Origin of the sequence: Microbacterium soli, from assembly GCF_039539005.1 — a bacterium.
In the GTDB taxonomy this organism is placed as follows: Bacteria; Actinomycetota; Actinomycetes; order Actinomycetales; family Microbacteriaceae; genus Microbacterium; species Microbacterium soli.
Window position 1 is genome coordinate 765,259 of sequence record NZ_BAABCP010000001.1, and the last position, 25,804, is coordinate 791,062.

The 25,804-nt window shown below is 68.1% G+C and carries 20 protein-coding genes and 4 tRNA genes; 6 read left to right on the forward strand and 18 right to left on the reverse strand.

The genetic code is table 11. The annotated features are described in order from the left end of the window. The first annotated feature begins 86 nt into the window (after nucleotides 1-86). Together ABD770_RS03535 and ABD770_RS03540 are read left to right on the forward strand one after the other, a co-directional pair. Nucleotides 87-1,169, forward strand: a complete 1,083-nt coding sequence (locus tag ABD770_RS03535; protein WP_344818122.1) for an aldo/keto reductase — start codon at nucleotides 87-89, stop codon at nucleotides 1,167-1,169. Next, entirely contained in the window at nucleotides 1,162-1,887 is a 726-nt protein-coding gene (locus tag ABD770_RS03540; RefSeq protein ID WP_344818123.1) for an SDR family oxidoreductase, read from the forward strand. The genes ABD770_RS03535 and ABD770_RS03540 overlap by 8 nt, the downstream gene beginning before the upstream one ends. A 183-nt stretch (nucleotides 1,888-2,070) precedes the next feature. On the opposite strand, the gene ABD770_RS03545 is transcribed toward ABD770_RS03540, so the two are convergent. Then, nucleotides 2,071-3,174, reverse strand: coding sequence for an MFS transporter (locus ABD770_RS03545; protein ID WP_344818124.1), 1,104 nt, complete (start codon nucleotides 3,172-3,174; stop codon nucleotides 2,071-2,073). Between the two features lie 116 nt (nucleotides 3,175-3,290). Here ABD770_RS03545 and ABD770_RS03550 point away from each other — a divergent pair, with 116 nt between their 5' ends. After that, on the forward strand, nucleotides 3,291-3,617 hold the full coding sequence (locus ABD770_RS03550; protein ID WP_344818125.1) for an ArsR/SmtB family transcription factor: 327 nt from the start codon (nucleotides 3,291-3,293) through the stop codon (nucleotides 3,615-3,617). Nucleotides 3,618-3,676: 59 nt separating this feature from the next. Here the strand turns inward: ABD770_RS03550 and ABD770_RS03555 are convergent, their stop codons facing one another. Then, nucleotides 3,677-4,372: an alpha/beta fold hydrolase gene (locus ABD770_RS03555; protein ID WP_344818126.1), complete on the reverse strand. Its 696-nt coding sequence runs from the start codon at nucleotides 4,370-4,372 to the stop codon at nucleotides 3,677-3,679. Between the two features lie 66 nt (nucleotides 4,373-4,438). On the opposite strand from ABD770_RS03555, the gene ABD770_RS03560 reads away from it, so the two are divergent. Next, nucleotides 4,439-5,011: a TetR/AcrR family transcriptional regulator gene (locus ABD770_RS03560; RefSeq protein WP_344818127.1), complete on the forward strand. Its 573-nt coding sequence runs from the start codon at nucleotides 4,439-4,441 to the stop codon at nucleotides 5,009-5,011. Nucleotides 5,012-5,263: 252 nt separating this feature from the next. Here ABD770_RS03560 and ABD770_RS03565 read toward each other — a convergent pair. The 13 genes from ABD770_RS03565 to ABD770_RS03625 all read right to left on the reverse strand — a co-directional run bounded on the left by ABD770_RS03565 (nucleotide 5,264) and on the right by ABD770_RS03625 (nucleotide 19,411). Further along, a tRNA-Met gene (locus tag ABD770_RS03565) sits at nucleotides 5,264-5,337 on the reverse strand. A 243-nt stretch (nucleotides 5,338-5,580) separates the two neighbouring features. Further along, entirely contained in the window at nucleotides 5,581-8,133 is a 2,553-nt protein-coding gene (locus tag ABD770_RS03570; protein WP_344818128.1) for a S8 family peptidase, read from the reverse strand. A gap of 4 nt (nucleotides 8,134-8,137) precedes the next feature. Continuing rightward, on the reverse strand, nucleotides 8,138-9,133 hold the full coding sequence (locus tag ABD770_RS03575) for an AAA family ATPase (protein WP_344818129.1): 996 nt from the start codon (nucleotides 9,131-9,133) through the stop codon (nucleotides 8,138-8,140). Between the two features lie 510 nt (nucleotides 9,134-9,643). Next, nucleotides 9,644-9,717 (reverse strand) — tRNA-Met (locus ABD770_RS03580). A 32-nt stretch (nucleotides 9,718-9,749) separates the two neighbouring features. Further along, nucleotides 9,750-9,821 (reverse strand) — tRNA-Thr (locus tag ABD770_RS03585). A gap of 217 nt (nucleotides 9,822-10,038) precedes the next feature. Next, entirely contained in the window at nucleotides 10,039-11,013 is a 975-nt protein-coding gene (locus tag ABD770_RS03590; RefSeq protein ID WP_344818131.1) for a M23 family metallopeptidase, read from the reverse strand. 303 nt (nucleotides 11,014-11,316) lie between these two features. Beyond that, entirely contained in the window at nucleotides 11,317-12,108 is a 792-nt protein-coding gene (locus tag ABD770_RS03595; protein WP_344818132.1) for an inositol monophosphatase family protein, read from the reverse strand. Continuing rightward, nucleotides 12,105-13,172 carry a hypothetical protein gene (locus ABD770_RS03600; RefSeq protein WP_344818133.1) on the reverse strand — a complete coding sequence of 356 codons (1,068 nt, stop codon included), beginning with the start codon at nucleotides 13,170-13,172 and terminating at the stop codon, nucleotides 12,105-12,107. The genes ABD770_RS03595 and ABD770_RS03600 overlap by 4 nt, the downstream gene beginning before the upstream one ends. A 74-nt stretch (nucleotides 13,173-13,246) precedes the next feature. Further along, nucleotides 13,247-14,074, reverse strand: coding sequence for an enoyl-CoA hydratase/isomerase family protein (locus tag ABD770_RS03605; RefSeq protein ID WP_344818134.1), 828 nt, complete (start codon nucleotides 14,072-14,074; stop codon nucleotides 13,247-13,249). Between the two features lie 110 nt (nucleotides 14,075-14,184). After that, nucleotides 14,185-14,676, reverse strand: coding sequence for an FBP domain-containing protein (locus tag ABD770_RS03610; RefSeq protein ID WP_344818135.1), 492 nt, complete (start codon nucleotides 14,674-14,676; stop codon nucleotides 14,185-14,187). A 99-nt stretch (nucleotides 14,677-14,775) separates the two neighbouring features. Continuing rightward, a complete protein-coding gene (locus ABD770_RS03615; protein WP_344818136.1) occupies nucleotides 14,776-17,493 on the reverse strand; it encodes a multicopper oxidase domain-containing protein in 2,718 nt (905 codons plus the stop codon). Beyond that, entirely contained in the window at nucleotides 17,490-18,719 is a 1,230-nt protein-coding gene (locus tag ABD770_RS03620; RefSeq protein WP_344818137.1) for a hypothetical protein, read from the reverse strand. Before ABD770_RS03620 ends, ABD770_RS03615 begins: the two co-directional genes overlap by 4 nt. Further along, a complete protein-coding gene (locus ABD770_RS03625) occupies nucleotides 18,716-19,411 on the reverse strand; it encodes a helix-turn-helix transcriptional regulator (RefSeq protein ID WP_344818138.1) in 696 nt (231 codons plus the stop codon). Before ABD770_RS03625 ends, ABD770_RS03620 begins: the two co-directional genes overlap by 4 nt. Nucleotides 19,412-19,469: 58 nt before the next feature. Between ABD770_RS03625 and ABD770_RS03630 the strand changes: the two genes are divergently transcribed. Beyond that, on the forward strand, nucleotides 19,470-19,784 hold the full coding sequence (locus ABD770_RS03630) for a DUF2249 domain-containing protein (RefSeq protein ID WP_344818139.1): 315 nt from the start codon (nucleotides 19,470-19,472) through the stop codon (nucleotides 19,782-19,784). Between the two features lie 52 nt (nucleotides 19,785-19,836). Then, the gene (locus tag ABD770_RS03635; protein ID WP_344818140.1) at nucleotides 19,837-20,232 is read left to right on the forward strand and encodes a dihydrolipoamide dehydrogenase; all 396 of its coding nucleotides are present in this window, start codon (nucleotides 19,837-19,839) and stop codon (nucleotides 20,230-20,232) included. Nucleotides 20,233-20,395: 163 nt separating this feature from the next. Here the strand turns inward: ABD770_RS03635 and ABD770_RS03640 are convergent. From ABD770_RS03640 to rpoC, 3 genes are all read right to left on the reverse strand, one after another. Next, nucleotides 20,396-20,476: transfer RNA gene (locus ABD770_RS03640), tRNA-Tyr, on the reverse strand. Nucleotides 20,477-20,632: 156 nt separating this feature from the next. Beyond that, nucleotides 20,633-21,553: a PfkB family carbohydrate kinase gene (locus ABD770_RS03645; RefSeq protein WP_344818141.1), complete on the reverse strand. Its 921-nt coding sequence runs from the start codon at nucleotides 21,551-21,553 to the stop codon at nucleotides 20,633-20,635. Between the two features lie 344 nt (nucleotides 21,554-21,897). Then, nucleotides 21,898-25,773 carry a DNA-directed RNA polymerase subunit beta' gene (rpoC, locus tag ABD770_RS03650; protein WP_344818143.1) on the reverse strand — a complete coding sequence of 1,292 codons (3,876 nt, stop codon included), beginning with the start codon at nucleotides 25,771-25,773 and terminating at the stop codon, nucleotides 21,898-21,900. Between the last annotated feature and the right edge of the window lie 31 nt (nucleotides 25,774-25,804).

Below are 25,804 nucleotides of genomic sequence, written 5' to 3' on the forward strand. Positions count from 1 at the left end.
TCATCGGAATAAAACGGAGAGGTCCCCGTTACTGTCTGATGTCCATCCGGGGAAGTCCCCGCTTAGAGCATCCTACTGGAGGATCATTGACTCTCGCACTTGACACGTACCGGCAGCTGGGAAGATCCGGACTACGCGTATCGCCCCTCGCGCTCGGCACGGCGACGTTCGGGCAGGACTGGGGGTGGGGAGCCGACAAGGCCGAATCCCGACGGCTGTTCGAGCACTACGCCGAGAGCGGGGGGAACTTCATCGACACGGCCGTCACCTACACCAACGGCACGTCGGAACGATTCATCTCCGAGTTCGTCGGTGACGCGCGGGACGACTTCGTGCTGTCCACGAAGTACAGCACTCTTCGCAACCCCACGGATCCGAACTCGGGCGGCGCCGGCCGGAAGAGCCTCTTCGGCGCCGTCGAGACGAGCCTCCAACAGCTGAACACCGATTACATCGACCTGCTCTACCTCCACGTGTGGGACCCGTCCACGCCGCTGGAGGAGATCCTCAGGGGGCTCGACGATCTGGTCCGACAGGGCAAGGTGCTCTACATCGGCATCTCCAACACCCCCGCCTGGCAGATCGCCCGCCTCGACACGATCGCCGATCTGCGGGGCTGGTCGCCTCTGGCCGCCGTCCAGCTCGAGTACAACCTGGTCGAACGCACCCCGGAGCGCGATCTGCTCCCCATGGCCGACGAACTCGGGCTGGGCACCGTGCTGTGGTCGCCGCTGGCCGGGGGGATCCTCACCGGAAAGTACAGCCGGAACGATCTCGCGGCGCAGCCGAGCGAGGACGACGGCACGCGTCGGAGTTTCAATCTCGCCCTCGGCGGTATCAACGAGCGCAGCCTGGCGATCGTCGAGACCGTCCGCGGGATCGCCGAGGAGGCCGGCGGCACGCCCGCCCAGGTGAGCCTCGCGTGGGCGCTGAGCCGGCCCGCGGTGACCGCACCGATCGTCGGGGCGCGCACCCTCGCGCAGCTCCAGGACAACCTCGGTGCACTGGAGGTCGAGCTCACGGATGCGCAGATCGCTCGACTCGACGCGATCAGCGCCGTCGACCTCGGCTTCCCGCACGACATGCTCGGCAGCGATCACATTCGGACCCAGACCCGGGGCGAGCTGACTATCGAGCCCCGTACCACAAGAGGAGGAAATCGTGCCTAACGCACTCATCACCGGCGGAACCAGCGGAATCGGCGCCGCCACTGCGCAGCTGCTCCACAGCCGCGGCTACCGCGTCGCCGTGACCGGCCGCAACCCGGAGACTCTCGCCCGCGCCCGCGAGGAGCTTCCCGACGGCGTGATCGTCGTGCCCGCGGACTCCGCGTCACTGAGCGACACGACGCAGCTCATGTCCGTGATCGAGGACCGTCTGGGAACGCTCGACCTGCTGTTCCTGAACGCGGGCGTGTTCACCCCGGCGCCGATCGCGGATGTCACCGAGGAGTCGTTCGACGCCCAGGTGGGCATCAACTTCAAGGGGCAGTACTTCACTCTCCAGAAGGCGCTGCCACTGCTGAACGACGGCGCGAGCGTCGTGCTGACCGTGGGGATCGGCTCCTCGCGAGGGGCGCCCGGCGCCAGCGTCGCGGCAGGCACCCGCGGGGCGCTGCTGACGATGCTCCCCTCGCTCGCTCTCGAACTGGCACCGAGACGCATCCGCGTCAACGCGGTCAGCCCCGGGGCCATCGACACCCCGCTCTTCGACAAGCTCGGGGTGCCGGACGAGGGCCGCGAGATGATGCGCAGCAGGATCCCCTTCGAGCGTTTCGGGACCGGGGAGGACATCGCGGGGATCGTCGCGTTCCTCGGCTCGGATGAAGCCCGCTACATCACCGGTCAGGAGATCGTCGGCGCCGGCGGATACGGTCTCAGCGCCTGAACCGGGAGACCGATGGGCGGGGGCGTCACAGGGTGGACGCCCCCGCTACGGGACATCGAAACCGTCGCGCACGTCGCGGCCGTCCGCGACGCCCCTTGGTCGCCGCGGACGGCCGGATCAGTACGACCGCGTCCCCGGCCCGGACGCGTATCCGAGCAACGGGTGCGGTCTACGCACGCTCGGTCACGACGTCCAGCGCGGGAAGGCGCGGCGACGGGCGAGACTCGCGGTCAGCGCGGTGGGGATCATGATGACAAGAGCCGCCCAGGGCAGCGAGAGAACGCCGAGCCCGTCGATGAGCAGGCCGCCCACGAGGCCGCCGGCGCCGATCATCAGATTCACGAGCGTCACCATGATCGCCGCGAGATACAGCAAGGTCGGGTGCACCAGCGCCAGGCACAGAAGAACGGCTCCGATTCCGACCAGCCACATGCCCGACACCGTCAGGAGCCGATGCTGCCGGTCGATCCACGCGCCGGTGATCCAGATGCTCACCATCGCCGCGAGTCCGAACACGAGCAGAAGCCACTGAATCTGCCGGCCGATGCCTGCTCGCCCCGCGAGGGGTGCGATGTAGGTGTACAGCACGTTGTGCGCGAGGAAGAACCCGCACATGACGAGCAAGATCGTGACGACGCCACGGACGCGGAGAATGCTGCCGAGCCGAGTGGGGTCCTGTGCGACGACCCCGGGGATGTTGGGCAACGCGAGAAACACCCACCCGATCACGACGATTCCCGCGATCCCGGTCGCTGCGAATGTGAACTGCCATCCGGTGGCGTCGCCCAACAAGGTACCGAGCGGCAACCCGATGGACAGGGCCACGGGGGTTCCGGCGTTCGCAATCGCCATTGCGCGCCCCTGCAGGGCGGGCGGTGCGATACGCGCCGCATAGGCCGCCAGATTGGTCCAGATCAGGCCTGCTCCCACTCCCGCGACGGCTCGAGCGGCGAGGATGACGACGAAGTTCGTCGTTGCGGCGATCGCGAAGTTCGCGACGACGAAGGCGGCCAGTGCGCCGACCAGCACCGTGCGGCGCCCGCAGCGCTCCAGCAGCGTGCTCAGCGGTACGGCGGTGAGTGCGGTTGCCAGGGCATAGATCGTGACCGTCTGTCCGGCTTCGGCTTCGGATACGCCGAGCCCGGCGGCGATCTGCGGAAGCAGGCCGGCCGGCGTGGTCTCGTTGATGATGCTGAGGAACCCGGCGGCGAAGAGCGCCAAGAGGCCGAACCAGGGCAGCTCGTTCGTCTTCTGAGTGCGCCGCGGGGCGGTGTCTGTGCTGGTCATGTGATCCTTTGATGGTCAGGTACGACTGTCGTCGTACCTGACCGATGATGCCACAGCGCAAGGTACGATACAAGACGTACCCTGCTGAATCAGAGGATCACCGGACGGAGTCGCGCATGAGTGAAGGGAAGATCCCCGGGCGCAACGAACTGGAGATCGGCAAGATCTTGAGCGCGCTTTCTGACGCCAATCGTCGCCGTGTCGTCCTCACCCTGCTTGCCGAACCCGAGGGAACCGAGCGAACCTGCACCAGCTTCGAACTGCCGGTCACGAAGGCCACGAGCACGTTCCACTTCCGAGTGCTCCGGGAAGCGGGGCTGACCTACGACGTCAGCTACGGCAACCGCAAGGGCGTGTCCCTCCGGCGCTCCGACGTGGAAGCCCGGTTTCCGGGGTTGCTGAAGGCGGTCGCCGACGCCGAGTCCCACCGCACGATGTCGTGATGAGCGGTGTCGTGCCGAGTGGCGATGCCGGCACTGAGCAGCAGAGGTGCTCCAGGCCGTCAGAGGCTGACGAGCAGGTCGCGGATGGCTTCCGGTTGTGACAGAAACGGGTGGTGCCCCGTGTCCAGTTCGACCACGGCATCGGCCCGCTGGGCGTACCTGCGCTGCAACTCGGCCGGAGTGCCACGATCCTGACTGCACACGACGTACGTCGTCGGGATGGCCTGCCACGATGCCGCGGCCACGGGCTGCGCGGTCACGCGCACGCTTTGGGCCGAAAGGTGTTCGAACGCTTGGGACTGGATGTCCGTGGGGCAGTCCTGCAGGAACGTCTCCACCAGTGCGTCGGGGTCGACCTGGAGCGTGCCGTTCACCGCGTCGACCTGCAGGAAGGGAGCGGGCTCCCCGTCCCCGAAATCCGCCAGGCTCTGCCCGATCTCGGGGAGGTAGCTCGAGATGAGGACCAGGTGACGGACTGCATCGGCGCCGGCCGCGGCCTGCGCCGCGACGATGCCGCCGTAGCTGTGGGCGACGAGAATCGTCGGCTCGTCGCTGCTCTGCAGTGCACGTCGTACGGCGGCCACATCTTCGTCGAGGCCCGCCCCGTCGACGCCGGCGGGAATCCCCGACTCCCCGCAGCTCGGCAGCTCGGGTGTGACGCTCCTGATCCCGTGTGCATCCAGCAGCCTCGCGGTCCGATGCCACCACCAGTGCCCGTCCTTCACGCATGCACCGTGCACGAACACGACTCTCATCTCGACTCCTCACGTTCAGGCGTATCTCGAATTGACGTAACGAGTATTACATGAAACGATGCGGGGATGGGCAGGAAGGCGCAACCTCAGATCAAACAGAATCTGCTCGACCGCTGCACCGAGTACGCGCTCGCGCATGGTCTGCCCGACCGGGTCGAACCCCTCGCCAAGGCCAGTGGCACCTCGGCACGCATGCTGCTCTACCATTTCGGCACACGAGACGATCTGCTGCGCGAGATTCTTCGGCAGGCTCGGCAGGGCCAGCTCGACATGTTCACGAGTCTGCTGAAGCCGCGCGGGGGTGAGCCGTACACTGTCACGCTGGAGCGGGCATGGCGGCAGATGACGAGCCCGGACGGCCAGCCCTATCTGCGGATGTTCGGGCAACTGCGCGAGAGCACGGGGCAGCGGCTCTGGCCCGGCTTCAAGCGGATCGCCACGACCGACTGGATCCCACCGTTGGAGGAGGGGCTGGCGAGCCTCGGCAGGCCGGAGCTGGCCACGCTCACCCTGGCCGTGATCCGGGGCCTTTTCATGGATCTCGACGCAACCGGGGACAAGACCCGTGCAGACCTGGCCTTCACCGACTTCATCGGGATGCTAACCTGCGACGGGCCTGACCGAAGCACGCCTTCCTAATCATCGACAGTCACGAGTCGAAAAGGCGAGACCTTGCCGATCTGCTGAAGCCAACGTAGCGGTCAGGTCATGGCGCGGGCAGGACGCGCCGGCCGGCCGTGCCCACACCACGAGGTGCTCGAGGACACGCACACCTCATCGACCGAGGCGGCACTCGCTGTGCGCGACGCGGTCGACCTCTCGAATCGTGAGGTCTCGAATCAAGGAGGCGATGGGGCGAAAAAACCGGCTATGACCAGGTCTTCTGATCTGTAGCAGGAGCGGGGCTCGAACCCGCGACCTCACGATTATGAGTCGTGCGCTCTCACCAACTGAGCTATCCTGCCGCTGCCTAGAGTTTTCTCGCTCTGACCAGGTAATCCTTGCCTGGAGTTTTTCTCTGACTCATCGATCATACCAGTCAGTTAGAGCGGTTTCGGACGATCTCGACCGAATAAACGTCGAATAAACGTCGACTGCTCAAATCTCGCCGACGCACCTTCCGTGGCCGCCCGCGCGCGGGTGTCGGCATGATCCATGCCAGTCAGAGATGCCGCGTACAGCAGGCTGGCGCCCTGTTCGATTATTGGTCAGGTCGGGATCTCAACGCTGCCGTATACCTGCTGATAGACCGGGGTCCAGAGATCGACCTCGATCTCCGGGGACTCGATGCTCACGATCAGCGAGTAGTGGACCCCATGTTCGCTCTGGTCCTCGTGTGGACGGTTCTTCCACCACCCGGCTACCGGGTACACCGCGATCGCACCCTTGCTGGCGAGATCAACGGCATTCCCTGACCAGATATCGGTGTGGAGTGACCCGGCAGCCTGCTGTTGGTTACTGCCGAACATCCAGCCTTGCTCCGTACGGAGCTTTAGCGGCTTCTGCTCATCCAGACGGGCGCGTGCGTTGACCCGTTGACGGAACGCCTCAACACTGTCGTCAGGTCGGCGTGTTGCAAAGCGCAGTCCATGAGACGGGTAGATGTAACGGCCGGTCCATCCGCGGCTGGAGGGGTTCGGTTCGACGAAGTACGAAAGAGTCACCCGCATTCGGACCTGAGCAGAGCCGAGCGCTTCCAGCTCCGCCGTGGGCCACGGCAGCTCGTGAAGATTCATCTCACGTGTCCTGCCGGCGCTGCTGTTTCCTTCGCGTTCGTAGGGATGGATCGTCGCTTCGGCGACCAGGGTGAGTGCGTCGGCGGCACTGTACAGGGCCCGGTCAGCATCGGGGACACCCATGCCATAGCAACGCAGCAGCGCGGCCAACGCGGTCTTGTTCGATTCCGCATCGAAGCGGGTTTGCATCGCGTCCGTCCATTGCGCGGAATGCACGATGAGCGCGCGTACCGTCTCCGGTCGAAGGTCCGGATAGGCGGCATAGATATCAGCGGCGATGGCAGCCACGGTCGCGGTCGCGGCCGAGGTGTCACGTGTCGTTGTGAAGAACCCCTCACCTGGCATCCGGAAACGGGTGGTGAGCAGTGCGAGGTTTTCGGGCGTATCGGCCGTGCTCTTATCGGGGGATGCGGCAAGGTTGCCGCCGTCAGCGACAACATCGGGTTTGAATGGCCACTTCTTACTGTCAAACAGCACCGAGGTGCGACTGACCGGGGAGAGTTCACCGCGCGGAGCGATGGGCTTGTATCCGGCGAACTCCTGCGGTGCCCCGGACATATCATCCTTCGCGGAGTAGGCACCAACGGTGAGCGCGTTCCATGCCTGTGCGGGATCTTCTACCGGCTCGAGAATGCTGCGTTCGAGGTGGTCATCGGTGGCGGAGACGTTTCGAATGTTCCCTGCGGAGACGACGAAGAGTCGTGGTCGGGGCGGCTCATCACGGTCCAGATAGGTGAACTTCGGGTCAGTGTCGTCGATCGCGCGCCCGAAGGCCAGTGCATCGATCGCCGCTGACCAGGAGGTCGGTTTTCCTGCTTCGGCTTTCACGTTCTTGTCGTCGCGAGCCGGTGCGCGGGTTTGTTCCGCGGTGACGGCGAGCATGAACACGCGTGGACGGTCAGCCGCTTGGATCTCGGGCCGGTCAACGGCGCGAGCAGTGATCGCTCCGTAGAGGTCTTGATCGGTGTTGTCTCGATCGGGCAGGATCTTCACCGACTCCAAACGGTGGCGAAGTTCTACGACTGCCTGCTCCTGAACCGCTCGGTGTACGTCCCCGTAGAGCGCCAGACCTGCCATTTCGGTGCCATGTCTATGCACCGGCGGTAGCTGCCACAGCGGATGGGCGACATGCATGTCGCTCTCTGCGATCGAGTCCGTCAGAAGCGGGTGGCTGTCCTGAACGCCTGTGTCAAGAATGCAGACGACAGGGGCACCGGGACCGGCTGGTCGCAGACGGCCACGGAGGTCTTCGACCCACTCTGCTTGCTCTGATGCTGGCAGTTCACTGAGGAAGCTCTGGACGTCGTGCGGCTGCCGTAGCTCCGCAATGTCGTCAAGGGACCGGAAAGCATCAGCGAGTTGATCTGCAGTCGAATGGACCAGCACAACGGTCCTGTCTCCGAAACCGAGATAGTGCTCACTCGTGCGAAGACCGCGGGCGGCGGCGAAAGCCGTGAACCGTTCGAGTGCGTGACCGTCACGTTTACGGAGCCAGACCTCCCACCAGCGCATCTGCGTCGGGTCGGCCGGGTAGGCGTCGTCCGCATCCGTCCACAGCTGTCGGATTGTTGCTCTGCGGATCTCTTGGATGCCTTCCACAAGGTCCGCATGACGTGCTTTGTCCGCATCCGCCGTCTCGACGTACTGCGTCAGTCGTTTCAGGAAATGCTGTTTCTTTCCGTCCGGGATGTAGACGGTTGCGACTTGCACGCGGCCGTCGCCCGCGTCCATCTCGCTGACAACGACCAGCTCAGGCTGTTCGCCGCTGCTTTGGACGTCGAGGCTTTTCAGCGCGAGTTCGAGTCCGGGGAAGGAGAGGAAGGACAGGTAGGTACCTTCGGTCGGCGGCTCATCCGAGGTGGGGCGTACCGCGCTTTCGTACTGCCGGATGAGGGCGTTCCCATGCGCCCGCCGATCACGCGAAAAAATGGGACGCTCGGTGCTCCCGCCGCTGCTGGGAATCGTGAACGGTTCAGATCGGGGCGTCATCGGCACAACGATGTGCGGACGGTCACGCTCAGCCATACCTCTATGCGCTCCGGTCACCCAATACCGATCGGGAACGTTCCCCGAGAGCGGCAACAAGATCGTCGGTCAGGATTCGAGTGCGGCCCGCAAGAACACTTCGCTTCGCGGCGTTCTCGGCAGCAGTCGCGATCTCTGCATGACTCAGCCCTCGCCCGGCGTCGAGCACCCTCGACCAACTGAGGTTGCCGATGCGGAAAAGAGCGAGCCGGTTCTTGATGACCGCTTGCGCAGCATCGTCGTCAGGCAGGGAGAAGTCCATGACCGTGTCGAACCGCCGGTACAACGCGCTATCCAGAAGCTGCGGGTGATTCGTCGCTGCTACAATCACGCTCTCCGATGTGTCTTCCTCAAGGAACTGCAGGAACGAGTTCAGAATCCGACGGATCTCTCCCACATCGTTTCCGGCTGCTCTGTCACCAGCGAGGGCGTCTACCTCATCGAACAGATAAACACCACGCGTCTCGATCAGCGCATCAAAGATCAGCCGCAACTTCGCGGCGGTCTCGCCCATGAACTTGGTGATGATCGTGTCCAGGCGGATGGCGAACAACGGAAGACGCAGTTCTCCGGCCAGCACACGCGCCGTCGAGGTTTTCCCGGTGCCGGGCGGGCCGATCAGCAGTAGCCTACGCGCTGGTCGGAGTCCGTGGCGGGCAAGTACGTCCCGCTGGCGTTGTTCGTGCAGAACCTGATGTAGCCGCTCCCCCAGGTCGTCCGACAGAACTAGATCGTTGAGTCGGGAATCGGGGTAGCTCACCGTCAGCAACGAACTGAGTTCCCCCCGAGGCTGCGCAACCGGCACGACCGATGCGCCCTGTTCCCGCGCAGCACCGCGTTGGCGGAGGTCATCAACAAGATCACGAAGGTCCTGCGCGAACCTTGATTGACCCGAGCGTGCTGCTTTCGCCGCTACCTGCATCGCGACCGCGTAGAACTGAGGGTCGTCGCCGTCAGCGTGGCTTTTCACGAGCGCCTTGAGCTGATCGTTCGTTGCCATGACCAGCCAGCCTCCTTCCGCGACTCCCCTTGCCCGCGACGGACCCGACAGGCTTACCGCTGAATTCTACCCGCGCGCGTAGGCATGATACGGAGGCACGCTCCACACTGATGGCGGCACTATGCGGCACATGCTCAACTCGTACCCGGCACTTCCTTCGTACCGTCAGCCCGGTGTCAAGATCTCTCCTGAGAACGAATTGCCAAGCATCGGCGAGTTCGCCGCAGCAGGCTCAGTGAGCCCAGAGCGCATAAATCGCTTCAGACAACGCGCCGAAGTACGCGGCGAGCGCGAGGGCAATGAGCGTGGGTCCAAGGCAAGCCCGGTTCGACGTTCACTATCCATGTCGAATAGGTGCCGATCCGAGAGCGCCCGAGGTCGCTCGACCTGCACCCTATGCAGACGCCAGGACAACGACCTGTCGCGGAATAAGCGTCGAATAAACGTCGACCCAATCAATCTTCCGTCCCTCCATAGGGACAAAAAATCCTGATCAGACGAGAAATCTAGTAGCGGAGGCGGGACTCAAACCCGCGACCTCACGATTATGAGTCGTGCGCTCTCACCAACTGAGCTACCCTGCCGCACGGCATCCGCTCGGTGAGCGAACACTGCGAGCCCCGAGTCAGGATTGAACTGACGACCCCTTCCTTACCATGGAAGTGCTCTGCCACTGAGCTATCGGGGCGTGCTGCTCCTGTCAGAGCAACCAGACGAGACTATCATCTGCGGGGCCGTGGCACGAAATCGAACCGGCCGTCTGCGCCCCTCGCGACGGCGCCTCTGCGCACGGTCGCGATCACGCGGCCCGTGCACCCCGGCTCGGATGTCACAGCCGGCCGCTGCAGGCCGACGGATGCGACGATGCGCGCCGCACGAGGACGCGGGACAGGCCCCGACGGGGCTCAGTACTCGTAGCGGCCGGCGTTCTTGCGCATCCACGGCAGCGGGTCGACCGTGGAGCCGTTGATGATGATCTCGAAGTGCAGGTGCGCGCCGTAGGAGCGGCCGGTGTTGCCGACCTTGCCGATCGTGTCGCCGACCTTGACCTTCTGCCCGGCATGCACCGCCAGCGAGCCGTACTGCATGTGCGCGTAGTGGCTGGTGACGACCTGGCCGTCGATGATGTGGTCGACGTACGCGGTCACGCCGTACGCGCCGCCCGATTCGGTCGCGATGCGCACCGTCCCGTCGGCGATCGCCTGGATGGTCGCGCCGGCGCCCGGCACCAGGTCGATGCCGGCGTGCAGCCTGCCATCGCGCATGCCGTACGGTGAGCTCATGGCCACGCCGACCATGAACGGCCACTGGATGGCGGCGTTCGGATCGTTCGTGTAGAGGCTGTCGGAGAAGCGGATGTGCTCCTCGGCGGCGACGTCCAGCAGCGACACCGTCGAGTACTCGGCATCCCTGGCGACGGACTCGTCCTCCACGTCGGAGGCCGCGACGAACGCCTGGATCTCGTCCTCCTCCACCTTCTTCGCCGCCGGTGCGTCCGCGGCCAGCAGCGACGTCGTCGCGCGTGCGCCGCCGGCCTGCGCGGCGGCGACAGCACTCGCGGGAAACGTCATCGAGACGGCGATGAGCCCTGCCACACTCATCACGCCCAGCGTGGCGGCTGCGGCGGCGATGCGGTGACGGATGCGGCGCGGCCGTGCCACGTGAGCAGAGGACGCGGGCGATGAATCAGCCACGACGTCGTCGACCCTCGGCGCCTCCCGGTCGGATTCGTCCTCGACGGGCGAGAAGCCGAAGGCGTCGGATGCCAGCGCGAACGCGTCCACCCCGACGGGCCGGTCGGATGCTGCTGGACGGGCGTCGGCGGCCGCGGCCTGAGCGAGGCGCCGCGCCCGCCGGCTCAGCGGAGCCTCCGCACTCACCGCCGGAGTCTCCTCGGGCACTGCGGAAAGCGCGGTGGATCGCCCGGCGGACTCGGGCGACGACTGCACGGCATCCGAGGTCGCCTGTGCCGCCGCGGCCGCGCGGAGCCGGTGGGATCGGCGCGTCAGCGCGGGCTCGATCTCAGGGCGTGCAGGAGGCAATTCGGGTCTTTCGGGTCATCGTCAAGCTCGGGCAGCTTGTCCACTCTCCGTCCTCGGGGGAGGAAAGTAACGAACAGGTAAACACTGTACAGGTTCGGAGCCGATAAAGCTACGAACGGGTACCGCCTCCGCGGGACGTTCTCACACCTGCCCCTCGACGAGCGCACGCAGGCGATCGTGCACCGCTGGACCACCGGCCACGACCATGGGCCGGGCGTTCTCGATCTCGAGCCTGCTCACCGCGCCGCCGGCCTCCTGCACCAGGATCGCCCCGGCCGCGAAATCCCATGGTTTGAGCCCTCGCTCGAAGAAGCCGTCGAGCCTTCCCGCGGCGACATAGGACAGGTCGATCGCCGCCGACCCCATGCGCCGCAGATCACGCGCGATCGGCATGATCCGCCGGACCATGGCGAGGTCGCCGTCATGCGTGGTGGGGTCATAGCCGAACCCCGTCGCCAGCAGGGCACCGGCCGGGTTTCCGTCGGAGACGGTGAGACGGATGCCGTCGAGCCACGCCCCCTCGCCCCTGGCTGCGGTGAACAGCTCGCCGAGCACGGGCGCGGACACGGCGCCGGCGACGCCGTGCCACTGCTCCGGGTCGGGCTCCCCCTCGACGACGGCCACACTGACCGCGTACGCACCGATGCCGTAGGCGTAGTTGACCGTGCCGTCGATGGGATCGACGACCCAGGTCAATCCGCTCGTGCCGTGCTGGGCCCCGGTCTCCTCGCCGAGGAAGCCGTCATCGGGTCGCTCGGTCTGCAGGCGCTCGCGGATCAGCCGTTCCACCTCGCGATCGGCCTCCGTGACGATGTCGGCCAGGGTCGACTTCGTCGCCGCCAACGACACGCCTTCCGTGCGTCGCCGTTGCGCGAGTTCACCGGCTTCCCGGGCGATGTCCGCGGCGAGTTCTCCGAGGTCGGCGGGGTTCACCGTCCGGCCTCGGACTGCCCCGATGCGTCCTGATCCGGGCCGGGCTGCGTCGCGGCGTCGCCTTCGGCGGGCTCGGACGCGGGAGGCGGCGGGAAGGCGGCATAGGCAGGAGGAGCGGGAGGCACCGGCGGCACGGGCGGAGCGAACGGCGATACCTCCGGCGCGCCGGAACCCGCCTGAACAGCATCCGCAGCACCCGCATCCGTGCCGTACTGCTCCTCCCCGCCCAGCGCCGGGAAGCCCTGCTGCTGCGCGTACGTCGGGTGGCCCGTGTAGTACGCGTTCCAGTCGGGCGAGCCATCGGGCATGACCGGCAACGGTGTGCGGCCGTCGGCATAGGTCGGCCATGCGGCGACCGGCTGTGCGGGGGCGGCGTCCGGCTGCGCGCCCACCACGCCCGCTGCCCGAGGCATGGCCGCAGGCGTCGCTCGAGGCGAGCGGGGTGCGAACAGCGCGTTCAGGAGCGGAATGAGCGTCGTGCCCACTGCGGCGAGGATCGCCAACGCGATGACGATGCGCCAGTACAGGTCCGAGTAGTCGAACTGATCGGGGAAGGTGAGGAAGAACACCAGCATCAGGACCAGCAGCGCGAGCATCGTCAGCGTCACCATGACGATGACGCGCGTGAACGTCGTGACGTAGCGCTTGGCGGCGGTCAGGTACAGGCGCACATGCAGGAGCGCGAGCTGCAGGATGCCCACGACGAGGAGCAGCTGCAGGAACCGCGCGAACTGCCAGCCGCCGTAGGCGTACGCGCTGGGCAGCCAGATCTTCACCGCGCCGACCAGCAGCGCGACGATCCACGTGATCATGCTCGTCAACGCCAGCCAGTCCGGACGCCGCGATGCGAGATTCGACTCGACGATCGCGATCCCCGCGAACACCGCCAGCAGCAGGATCGTCAGGAACGCCCGCCCGATGATGCCGTCCTGGTTGCCGACCAGCACCCAGACGACGCACACGAGAGCTGCGGCGATCAGTGAGCCGATCGCGATCCAGATGGCACCCCGCATGAGTCGCGATGTCGTCTGCTGAGAATCCGAACGCGACGTGCTGTCAGTCATGGTGTCCCTCCGGCGGTCGTGATCTCTCATCCTGCCACGGGAAGCCCGCACCGCGAGGAAGACTGTGGATAACCTCAGGCTTCGGCCTGCCCGCCGCGCGCGGACTTCCTCGACGCCGCGGCGAACGCGGCGACCCGCGCCCTGGCATCCGTCGTCTCGAATGCGACGCCGATGGAACGCGCCTCCTCGGCCAGCTGCTCCGCGTATGTACGCGAGCGCTCCGAGCGGATCAGCCGTTTGGCCTCCCCATACGCTCCCGCCGCGCCCGCCAGCCAGAACCGCGCGACCTGCTCGGCGCGCTCGCGCACGGCATCCGCCTCGGCCTCCGCCGTCTCCGAGCCGGCCGGGGCGGCGACGGCCTCGGCCACCAGCCCCCACTCCACGGCCTCGGCGGCCGACAGCATCCGGTCCTGCAGCACGAGCTGCAGCGCACGGCGCTCACCGACCGCGCGCGCGAGCTGCGCGGTGACCGACAGGTCGGGCGTCAGGCCGATGTTCGCGTACAGGCTGCCGATCTTCGAACCGGCGCCGACGATCGCGTAGTCGCTGCACATCAGGATGCCCAGCCCGCCGCCGGCCGTCGTGCCGTGCGCGGCGGCGACCACCGGGATCGCCGACGTCGTCAGCGACAGGATGCCCTCGTTGATCACCTGCGCGAGTGCGGTGATGTCGTCGCCCTCGCCCATTCCGGTCGCCATCGCGAGCACGTCGCCGCCGGCGCAGAAGGCACGACCGTTGGCATCGAGAAGGATGGCGCGCACATCGTCGCGCGCCACGGCCTCGGCCGTCGCATCACGCCACGCCACCGCGAGATCGGCGTCGAACGCGTTCAGACTCGCCGGGCGGTTCAGAGTCAGACGGGCGAGGCCCTGCTCGACCGTGAGCAGGATGGGATCGGTCATGGCTCTCCTTCGATGCTCAGGACTGCCGCGGTGGGGTCGGACTCCGTTCGCGAACTCGGACGGGGTCTCAGCATACCCGCGACCGGGGCTCAGCCGGTGAGCACGGATGCTCAAGACTCGTCGAGCACGCGGACGACGAACGCCTCCATGCGGTGACGCGCGCCGTCGAGGCGCATGTCGGCCTGCCCCGGCGCGCGCACCTCGTTCGGGGCGAGCGGATGCGCGAGCCGGACGTTGTCGTGACACGAGAGGTCCGCGCAGATGTACGTGCCCGCGCTGTCTCCTCGACGCCCCTTCGCTCCGCCGCGCCGCGCGGTCAGCAGCGCCACCTGGTTGCCGGGCTGCAGCGTGTGGCAGATGTTGCACATGCCCGAGCGCACGCGCGCCGGATCCGTCGCACGCAGCACGATACCGCGCGGACGCCCCTCGTGTTCGATGACCACCACCGCCCGGCGGCTGGATTCCGGGTCGCGCCAGGCGAGGAAGTCGATGTAGTCCCAGTCGGTGAGCACGAAGTCGTGCGGCATCCCGATCTGCGCGATCTCCTCGGCATCCGCGTTCCCGATCGATGCTCGAACCTCGGCCTCGGTCAATGGTCGCATCGATTCAGTCTAGGAAATCCCGGGGAGCGACGGGCGACCGGATGCCGACCGCCGACGGCACGATCTCCGAACGAGGTGCACCCGCCCGGGGATGCGGGGCTACGGCGCCACGTCGAAGATGCCGTGCGCGCCGCGCTCCGCGTCGATCATGTAGTGCGTCACGAAGGGGTAGTGCCCGGCTTCCGGGAACACGAGCTCGACGAAACCGCCCTGCGCGGGCTGGAGCCCCAGCGCCTGCGACCCCGTGTCCTCCGAGCGGTTCAGCAGGTACGCTCCCTCCGACCACACCGTGTCGAACTGGCCGCCGATGACGTGGAAGCTCGTGGGACGGTCGATCCCGGCATCCAGCACCCACACCCGCACCCGTTCGCCGACGGCGGCCGGCAGGGGTGCGTGATCGTACTGGTACGCGTAGCCGTTGAACGTCACCAGATCGGGGTTGCGGGCCGCGATCTTGTCGACGTCGACCTCGCCGCCGTCGTGATCGCCCAGATAGTACTCCCCCTGCACGAGCACGTAGCTGCGGTCCACGGCGGGCAGATCGTCCGGCTCGATGATGACGGCGCCGTACATGCCGTTGGCCATGTGCGCGGGCATCGGCATGGTCGCGCAGTGGTACATCCAGATCCCCGCGCGCGTGGCCGTGAACGTGTACGTCAGGCTCTCCCCGGGGGCGATCGTGCGCATCGGCCCGTCGGGAGCGAGGGCCCCGGCGTGGAAGTCGATGGAGTGCCCCATCGACGCCCTGTTCTCCAGCGTGATGACGAATCTGTCGCCCACCCGGCCGTGCAGCACGGGTCCGGGGGCGGAGCCGTTGTACACCCACAGCGTCTGCGTGATCCCCGGCGCGACCTCCCGCTCCTCATCGCGGACGGTCAGCGTGATCTCACGGGTCACGGGACCATCGGATGCCGGAAGCGGGTCCAGCACCGCCTCGTACGGCGTGAAGTCCGGGCCGGGCTCCGCGTCCATCCCCGGCATCGCGCCCATGTCGTGATCGCCGTGACCGCCGTGGTCACCGTGCCCGGCGCCCTCGGCGGGTGCGGCGTCACCGTCGCCCGCACCCGCCCCCGTCGCGACGATCTGCATCGTCATGCCCATCTGACGGTGCCCCACGATCGAGCACCACCCCTCGACGTCGGCGGTGATCACGCCCACATCGATCGTGTCCGACTCGCCGGGCGCGAGCCGCTCGCCCGTCGCCCCGTTGGCGAAGACGAGGTCGTGCACGAGCTCGTCGTCGGTGTTCGTGATCTCGATCACCAGACGGGTCCCCGCCGGCACCTCGATGCGGTCCGGGGTGAAGCGCATGTCGGCCGCCTCGACCTGCACCGTCTGCACGGGGGCATCCGCGTCTCCCGTCGGCGCACCGCCCCCGCCGAGCCCGATCGGATCGGCCGCCGCGGCACCCGAGGTGACCAGCAGCACGGCGAGCAGGCCCGCGACGGCCTGTCCGGCGCGGCGTCCGGGGGGCTGCTCGCCCTCCGGGGTGATCGGCCCGTGCCGACGCGGGGGCTGCTCCCCCGCATCCGTCGCCCCCTCCCCCGAGGAGCCGCCGGGTGAGGAGACGGATGCCTTGGCACGGCGCTGCGCGCGCATGGCCCGCAGCATGACGAGCAGGAACGACGCCATCGCCAGCAGGTACATCACCGACGCGACCACCCGGATCAGGCTCGACACCGGCAGCGCGCACACGGCGAGTGCGGCGTTGGCGACGGTGACGCGCAACGGCCCGAGGGAGTCGAACCCTGTCGTGCCGGTGCGCACCGGTGTCGGGCCGCCGCCGAGCACCACCGGGATCAGATAGCTGAGCGCGCCCACGAGCACCTGCGCCGCGAAGCCGGCGGCGAGATAGGGGACCGTCTGGTCGACGAGGCCCGCCAGGGCGGCAAACCCGCTGCCCGTGAGGAAGGCGACGATCGCGCCGACCACGACCACGGCGACCGCGCCCGCCCACCACACCAGCGCCATGCCCACCGACAGCGCCGCGAAGCTGCGCGGCGCCTTCTGCCTGGCAGCGCGCAGCAGCGAGACGCCGATGATCACGAGACCCGCGAGATAGCCCAGCAGCCCGACCGCCACGACCGGGAGCAGGGCCAGCGCCGCGCCCGTCGCCGCGACGACGACTCCCGCGGCCAGCAGCGGCAGGGCCCGCAGCGCCCCCGTGGCGGCGTGCTCGTCGGCGCGGGTGCGCAGGATCGTCGGCCACAGGGTCACGACGGTGCCCGCGACGGTCAGACCGATCCAGCCGAGCACGTTGAGGAACGCGTGCGCGAGCACGAGGCCGGGCTCGCCGTCGCCGCGCGCCAGCCAGGCCCCCAGCGCCGCACCGATCGTCAGCAGTGCGGCGGAGGCGACGTAGTACCGGATCGTGCGGCCGAACCGGCCGGGCATGCTGCCGCGGGCCCGGCGGACGAGGCTGATCCCGTGCCAGACGACGGCGGCGATGAGGGACGCGGCCCCGGCGATCGTGACCGGCCAGATGCCCGACAGCACTCCGGCGATGACCGCGGCGGACCCCGCGTTGGAGAGGATCAGCCGGTACGTCTGAGTCCGGCGGTCGGCATCCGTCGACTTGCTGCGCAGCAGTGCGAAGGAGAAGAACTGACTCCAGGTGAGGATCGCGTGCGTCACTGCGCCCAGCAGCAGCAGGTGCAGCATCAGCCAGCCGGGCATCGGGAGTGCGCGGTGCCCGATGGCCGCCACGACGGTCAGCAGCAGCCAGGCCAGGGTGGGAATGTCGCGGATCGGCCAGAAGCCGCGGTTCTTCGCCGGGGCCGCGGGCGCGGCGGGGCGGCTGGTCAACTCGGGGCTCATCGAGCACCGTCCGTCTCTGAGATCTCGGAGGCGGCAGGCCCCTCAAGCGCCTCCTGCGTCCCCGCACCGGTCTCCGAGGCCGTCGCGCGCACCTGTTCCGGCGCGCCGTCCTGCGCGGCGTCCGGGTCGGCGGATGCCGACGGGCGGGCCTTCACGGGCCCCAGGATCGCACTGGTCACCGCCGTCACCACGAACAGGAGCAGGGCGATCACCCCCAGCACGCCCCCGATCTGCCATCCCGCCGGGATGCCGAGGCCGTCGCCGACCCACACCCGCACGATCAGCGCGACCTGCAGGAGCGCGATCGGCGCCCAGAACGCCCTCCGGTACGGCAGGGCGATGTGCAGCACGGCGGGGAGGATGGTCGTCGCGTGCGCCATGATCATCGAGAACGTGTAGCCGAGGAACACGGAGTGGATCACCGCGTCGTACGCGGGCTGCTCGGAGGGGTAGCCGAGCAGCAGCACCAGTGCTGCGACGGCCAGCCACACGTATCCGGCGAGGATGCACGCGGCCATGTACCGCGTGACGCCGGATGCACGGATCGTGCGCCGGGCCACGTCGTGCACGACGAGCCAGCCGGTCAGCGACAGCAGTGCGATGCCGAGCAGCATCGCCCCCGCGTCGGGGAGGAACAGGCCCACGGCGAGGGCGGCGGTGATCGCCCAGGCGTGCAGGAGCAGACGGATGCCGGCCTGCGGCCCCATCGTGATGCGTGCGAGCTCCACGCGCTCGGCGGCGATCGTCAGCACGAGGAAGCCGATGAGCCACGGGATGATGAGCGTCAGCTGCTCCTGCCCGATCCACACCACGGCGCCGCACATGGCGAGGCCCGCGGCCAGCAGCTGAGTCAGCAGCGCCGCGTCGTACTGCCGCCGCCACAGCGGGATGTACAGCAGCACGAAGGATGCCGCACCGGCGGCCAGCACGACCTTCGCGACGATGAGGGGCACGGGCGATACCAGCAGCAGGATGCCGCCGACGCCCAGCAGGGCGGGGGTGACGAATCCGGCCGGACGCGCGTAGGCCGTGGCCCGCTCGAGACTGATGAGCGTGCCCACGAAGCCCAGCGTCAGGAGCATCCCGTGCACCTGCGGCAGGCGGTCGGTCGTGACCGGCGCGGGCAGGCCCAGCAGCAGCATCCCGGCATCGAGCCCCGCGAGCAGCGCAAGCCCGGCCGGCAGCATCCACAGCATCCGCACCGGGATGCGCTCGCGCCGACTCACGACGCGGCGTGCAGGTGCAGCACGCACCCGCCGTCGGCGCGGAGCGGCAGCAGCGCGGCATCCGTGTGGTCATCGCGGGAGCTCAGGATGCCGGCGATCATGCCCTCGTGCACGGCGCAGACCACGTCGGTGCGGCGCGCGGCGGCCGCCAGCAGCGGGCAGCGGCGCAGCACGATGTCGGGCTCGTCGCCCCCCGCCGTCACGGGCTCCTCGGACGTCTCGGGCGCGAACCCCTGCTCGCGCATGAGGTCGATGACGAGCGTGCGGGCGTCCTCCTCGGCATCCGGATGCTCCTGGGCGATCTCGGCGCCCCACCGCACGCCCGAGGTGCGGGCCAGCGCGACCGGGTCGTCGACAGCGCGGGTCAGGGAGTCGGCGAGGGCGAGGGCGAGGCCCGCGTACGGGTTGGCGACATCCGCCCGCGGAGCCGTCCAGCGCCAACCCGGGCGTCCCCGTCCGTGGGCCGCCGCGCGGGTGCGACGGAGCCTGCCCTCGCACCGCAGCCGCTCGAGATGCTCGCGAACCGTGTTCTCGTGCAGGCCCGTCACGGCCACCAGATCGGCGGTGGAGACGGCGCCGCGCACCTCGACCTCGCGGAGGATCCGTTCGCGCGTGGAGGACCGGGGACGGGCATCCTCACCGCCGCGGTCGCGCGCGCCGCGGCCCTGTTCGACACCTCGACTCTTTCCCACGGTTTCCATTGTAATAAAATGATCTGCGAAACCCCCACCCTCAGATTCGGAGAACATCATGGGCCACATCGAGATCCACCGCTCGAGGTCGGAGGCGACCGATCAGTCGCCCACCGCAGGATGCACCTGCGGCGAGGTCGACGAGGACCTGCCCGAACTCGACGTGCAGACCATCCCGCACGCCGTCCGCCATGCCGCCATCTTCGGCGCCATCGAATCGCTGCGTCCGGGGGCTGCGATGGTGATCTCCGCCACGCACAACCCGGTGCCGCTGCTCACGCAGCTGCAGGCCAAGCACGGCGGTGCCTACAAGACGCGCTACCTGGACGAGGGCCCCGAGCGCTGGCGCATCCTCGTGCGCAACGCCGCCTGAGCATCCGCTCCCGGGACTCCCCGAGACTCGCGCCGTCGACTATGTTGGGCCCATGAGCCTGACCTGGTCGGCGGCGTCTTTCGTCGTCGGCGGCGTCCTGTGCGGTGCTGCCCTGGTCCTGACGGGGTGCGCCTCCCCGTTGCCGTCGTCGGGTCCGGTCGCCGTGTACCCGCGGCCGGACAGCGGGATGGACGCCGCGCTCGAGGGCGTCCTGCGGGCGGATGACGACTGCGTGGCGGTGTCGACACACGACAGTGCGGTCGTGCCGCAGTTCCCGGCGGGCGACGCGAGCTGGAGGGACGGCGTGCTGACCTGGCGCGGCGGGGAGTACCGCGACGGCGACGCGATCTCGCTCGGCGGCGGGATGGGCGGCGAGGACGGCTTGGATCGCGGCTACTGGCCGGACGGATGCCGAGGTCTCGTCTCCTTCACCGTGTCGCCGTACTGACCACCGTGCAACGGCGCTCGATCCCGGCCGCCTCCCGCCCGGCCGCCTCCCGCCCGTTCGCTCGCGGCCGTCCGCGTCTGATGACGGCGAAGGCGGCCTCATGCTCCTTCCGGGCGACGGCGGAGACAGATGAAGACCCCGACAGAGGGGCCCCATCCTGCGGTGGCAAGTGAGGGATTCGAACCCCCGAAGCTTACGCGGCTGATTTACAGTCAGCTCCCTTTGGCCGCTCGGGCAACTTGCCGAAGCACCCCCGTCCGGCTTCTCCAGTCAACCGGGGGCGCGAGTTCCAAGCATACTCGCACGTGGTACCGCTCAAGAAATCGGGAGGCATCCCGCGCGAGCCGTCCCGTCGCGGTGCCGCTCGTCACAGTTCTCCCGCTCCGTTCCCTCTCCGGGGTCAGCTGCCGTAGAGGCCGTGATCACCCGCAGCGAGCGACTCGGGCGTGCGCAGCAGGCCGCCCTCCGCGCGCACCGTCGCAGCGGCGACGGCCATGGCGCGATCCAGCAGGGCCCGCCACCCGGCATCCGTCGTCGGATGACCGTCCAGAAGCCCCTCGACCACCGCAGCCATCGTGGCGTCCCCCGCTCCGACGGTGTCCACCACCCGCCCCGGCAGCGCGACGATCGGCGCTGCGAACTCACCGCTGTCGGATTCCAGCACCGCGCCGTCCGCACCGGCGGTGGCCAGCACCGCACCGGCGCCGAGGTCGCGCAGACGGCGGCGCAGCGCATCCAGATCGCCGTCGTACAGCAGAACGGCGTCGTCCGCGCCGACCTTCACCAGTTCCGCACGGGCGGCGAGGCCCTCGAACCCGCGCACGAACTCCGCCCGGTCACGCAGCATGCCCGCCCTCGGGTTCGGGTCGATCACCAGGTGCGAGTCGGCGACGGCGTCCGTCAGCGCCGCGACCTCCGCCGCGGAGTCGAACGGGAAGCAGCTGATCGCGATCAGCGCAGCATCCGTGATCGCGTCCAACGCGTCGTCGGAGAAGCGGATGCTGCGCCGCTGCGCCGCCTCGTTGAACGTGTACTCCGGCTCGCCCTGCGGCGACCAGTGCACGACCGCCCGCGAAGAGCCGTGCTCGGAAGGACTGTCGATGAGAGGGACATCATGGTCTGCCAGATACTCGCGGATGTGGTCGCCCGCGGCATCCGCCCCGACCATCGCGATCAACGTCGCCGGCACGCCGAGACGGCGCAGCCCCACGGCCACGTTCAGGGCCGCCCCGCCGACCAGCTCGCGGACCCCGGCGGCATCCCGGATCTCATCGATCAGCGCATCGCCGATCACCACCACTCCACGGCGCCTATCACTCATTCCGCGAGACTATCGCGCCGGTCGTTCCTGCGCCGTCCGCCGGCCCGGCCGCCGCACACACGCATCCCCCATCCCCATGCCCCATCCCCTCATCCCCCATCCCCTCATCCAGCACAGGAGATTCGTCCGGAACAGGACGGATTCGGCCGGATTCTCCTGTCCCCACGAAATCTCCTGTTCTCGATGAAGGGAGAGCTGGGCGAGGAGAGCTGTTCGAGAAAAGCTGGGCGAGGACAGCCGGGCGAGGAGAGCATCGGGAGCACGAAGGCCCCGGCCCTCCGAAGAGGGGCCGGGGCCTCCGCGGCGGAGAGCCGGACGAGCAAGCTCGCCGGCCCTCACCGGGGTCAGTTGTACGTACCGGGGGTGATGTCGTCGGTCGAGAACGCGTCGAAGTCGACATAGCCGAAGTCGCCGTCGGCGTACGCCCCGTCGGAGGCGAAGATCCGGTTCGGGTAGCGCTCGCTCTTCGCCTCCTCGGTCGCCTCGACCGTGATGTCGCGGTACTTCGTCAGGCCCGTCCCGGCGGGGATGAGCTTTCCGATGATCACGTTCTCCTTGAGGCCGACCAGCGGGTCGCTCTTGCCCTCCATGGCGGCCTGCGTGAGCACGCGGGTCGTCTCCTGGAAGGAGGCGGCCGACAGCCACGACTCCGTCGCGAGCGACGCCTTCGTGATACCCATCAGCTCCGGGCGGCCGGATGCCGGGCGCTTGCCCTCGGACACGGCCTCGCGGTTGAGCATCTGGTAGCGCTTGAGGTCGACCATCTCACCCGGCAGCAGCTTGGTGTCGCCGTGGTCGACCACGGTGACCTTCCGCAGCATCTGACGGACGATGACCTCGATGTGCTTGTCGTGGATCGGCACACCCTGCGAGCGGTACACGCCCTGCACGCCGTTGACGAGGTAGCGCTGCACCTCGCGGGCGCCCATGACGCGCATGACCTCCTTGGGGTCGAGCGTGCCGACCAGGAGCGGCTGACCGACGGAGACGTGCTGGCCGTCCTCGACGAGGAGCGTCGCCCGCCTCAGGACGGGGTACACGACCGGCTCGTCACCGTTGTCGGGCGTGAGGATGACCTTGCGGCCCTTCTCGCTCTCCTCGATCTCGATACGGCCGTCGGCCTCGGCGATCGGGGACGCGCCCTTCGGGGTGCGGGCCTCGAACAGCTCCTGCACGCGCGGCAGACCCTGGGTGATGTCATCCGCCGACGCCGACCCGCCGGTGTGGAAGGTGCGCATCGTCAGCTGGGTTCCGGGCTCGCCGATCGACTGCGCGGCGATGATGCCGACGGCCTCGCCGATGTCCACCGTCTTGCCGGTCGCGAGCGAGCGTCCGTAGCACTGCGCGCAGACGCCGACGGCCGAATCGCAGGTGAGCACGGAGCGGACCTTGATGGTCTCCACGCCGGCGTTCACGAGCTTGTCGATGAGCACGTCGCCGACGTCCTCACCGGCGGTGGCGAGCACCTCGCCGGACTCGCTGACCACGTCGGACGCCAGGGTGCGGGCGAACACGGAGTTCTCGACGTTCGCATCGCGCACCAGCACACCCTGCGAGTTGGGCGCGGCGATCGGGAGCTCGAGGCCCTTCGTCGTGCCGCAGTCCTGCTCGCGGATGATGACGTCCTGCGAGACGTCCACCAGACGACGGGTCAGGTAACCCGAGTCGGCGGTGCGCAGCGCGGTGTCGGCGAGACCCTTGCGGGTGCCGTGCGTGGCGATGAAGTACTCCGCCACCGACAGCCCCTCGCGGTACGAGGAGATGATCGGACGGGGGATGATCTCACCCTTGGGGTTGTTCACCAGACCGCGCATGCCCGCGATGTTGCGGATCTGCAGCCAGTTGCCTCGAGCACCCGAGGACACCATCCGGTTGATGGTGTTGTCCGCCGGGAAGTTCGCCCGCATGGCCGTCTGGACCTCGTCGGTCGCCTCGGTCCAGATCTTGATGAGCTCCTGGCGGCGCTCGGCATCCGTGGTCAGACCCTTGTCGTACTGGGACTGCACCTTGGCCGCCTGCTTCTCGTAGCTGGCGACGATCTCGGCCTTGTTCGGCGGGGTGAGGATGTCGCTGAGCGCGACGGTGACACCCGAGCGGGTCGCCCAGTGGAAACCGGCATCCTTGATGCGGTCCAGCGCCGCGGCGGTCTCGACCTTGGGGTACTCCTCGGCGAGCTTGTTGACGATCTGGGACAGCTTGCCCTTGTCGGCCACGCCGCGCACGAACGGGTACCCCTTCGGCAGCGTGTCGTTGAAGATCGCCTGGCCGAGCGACGCGTCCACGAGGCCGTGGCGCTCGTACCCCTCGGGGGCCTCGCCCTCGAGGAAGGTCAGACCCGGGATGCGGATGCGGACCTTCGCCTGCAGGTCGAGAGTGCCCTCGTCGTTGGCGAGGATGGCCTCGCCCACCGACCCGAACGCCCGTCCCTCACCGGTTGCGCCCTCCTTGACCGTGGTCAGGTGGTGCAGACCGATGATCATGTCCTGCGAGGGCAGGGTCACCGGGCGGCCGTCGGACGGCTTGAGGATGTTGTTCGACGCCAGCATGAGCACGCGGGCCTCGGCCTGGGCCTCGACCGACAACGGCAGGTGGACGGCCATCTGGTCGCCGTCGAAGTCGGCGTTGAACGCCGCGCACACCAGCGGATGCAGCTGAATGGCCTTGCCCTCGACGAGCTGCGGCTCGAACGCCTGGATGCCGAGGCGGTGCAGGGTGGGGGCGCGGTTGAGCAGGACGGGGCGCTCGCGGATGATCTCCTCGAGCACGTCCCACACCTCGGGGCGGGTGCGCTCGACGGCGCGCTTGGCTGCCTTGATGTTCTGCGAGTGACCGAGGTCGATCAGGCGCTTGATGACGAACGGCTTGAACAGCTCCAGCGCCATCTGCTTGGGCAGACCGCACTGGTGCAGCTTCAGCTGGGGACCGACGATGATGACCGAACGGCCCGAGTAGTCCACGCGCTTGCCGAGCAGGTTCTGACGGAACCGGCCCTGCTTGCCCTTGAGCATGTCGCTGAGGGACTTCAGGGCGCGGTTGCCGGTGCCGGTGACGGGGCGGCCGCGGCGGCCGTTGTCGAACAGCGCGTCGACGGCCTCCTGCAGCATCCGCTTCTCGTTGTTGACGATGATCTCGGGGGCGCCGAGGTCGATCAGACGGCGGAGGCGGTTGTTGCGGTTGATCACGCGACGGTACAGGTCGTTGAGATCGCTGGTCGCGAAGCGGCCGCCGTCCAGCTGCACCATCGGACGCAGCTCCGGCGGGATGACCGGGACCACGTCGAGCACCATGGCGGCCGGGCTCATCCCGGTCTGCAGGAACGAGTCGACGACCTTGAGGCGCTTGATCGCGCGGATCTTGCGCTGGCCCTTGCCCTCGGAGATCTGCAGGCGCAGGCTCTCCGCCTCGCCCTTCAGATCGAAGGTCTGCAGGCGGCGCTTGATGGACTCGGCGCCCATGTAGGCCTCGAAGTACTGGCCGAACCGGTCCTGCAGCTCGTGGAAGACGTCGTCCTCGGGGCGCAGCGCGCCCACCTCGAGGGTGCGGAAGTCCTCCCACACGCGCTCGAGCCTGGCGATGGCCTCGTCGGCGCCCTTGCGGATGAGGGACATCTCCTTCTCGGCGGCGTCCTTGACCTTCTTCTTCGCGTCGGCCTTGGCGCCCTCGGCCTCGAGCGCCGCGAGCTCCTCCTCCAGCTTCGCCATGCGCTCCGCGATCTTCGCGTCGCGGCGCTCGCCCAGGGTCTTCAGCTCGAGGCGGATGTTGTTCTCCTGCGTGGCGAGGTCGCGGTGACGCGCCTCCTCGTCGACGGAGATCACCATGTACGCGGCGAAGTAGATGACCTTCTCGAGGTCCTTCGGCGCCATGTCCAGCAGGTAGCCCAGGCGCGAGGGGACGCCCTTGAAGTACCAGATGTGGGTCACGGGCGCGGCGAGCTCGATGTGCCCCATGCGCTCACGACGGACGGAGCTCTTGGTGACCTCCACGCCGCAGCGCTCGCACACGATGCCCTTGAAGCGGACGCGCTTGTACTTGCCGCAGGCGCACTCCCAGTCGCGGGAGGGTCCGAAGATCTGCTCGCCGAAGAGGCCGTCCTTCTCGGGCTTCAGCGTGCGGTAGTTGATCGTCTCGGGCTTCTTGACCTCGCCGTAGGACCATCCGCGGATGTCCTCAGCGGTCGCGAGGCCGATTCGAAGCTCATCGAAAGTTGTTGCGTCGAGCACTTGTTCTCCTGTGTAGAAAATCTGTCGAATG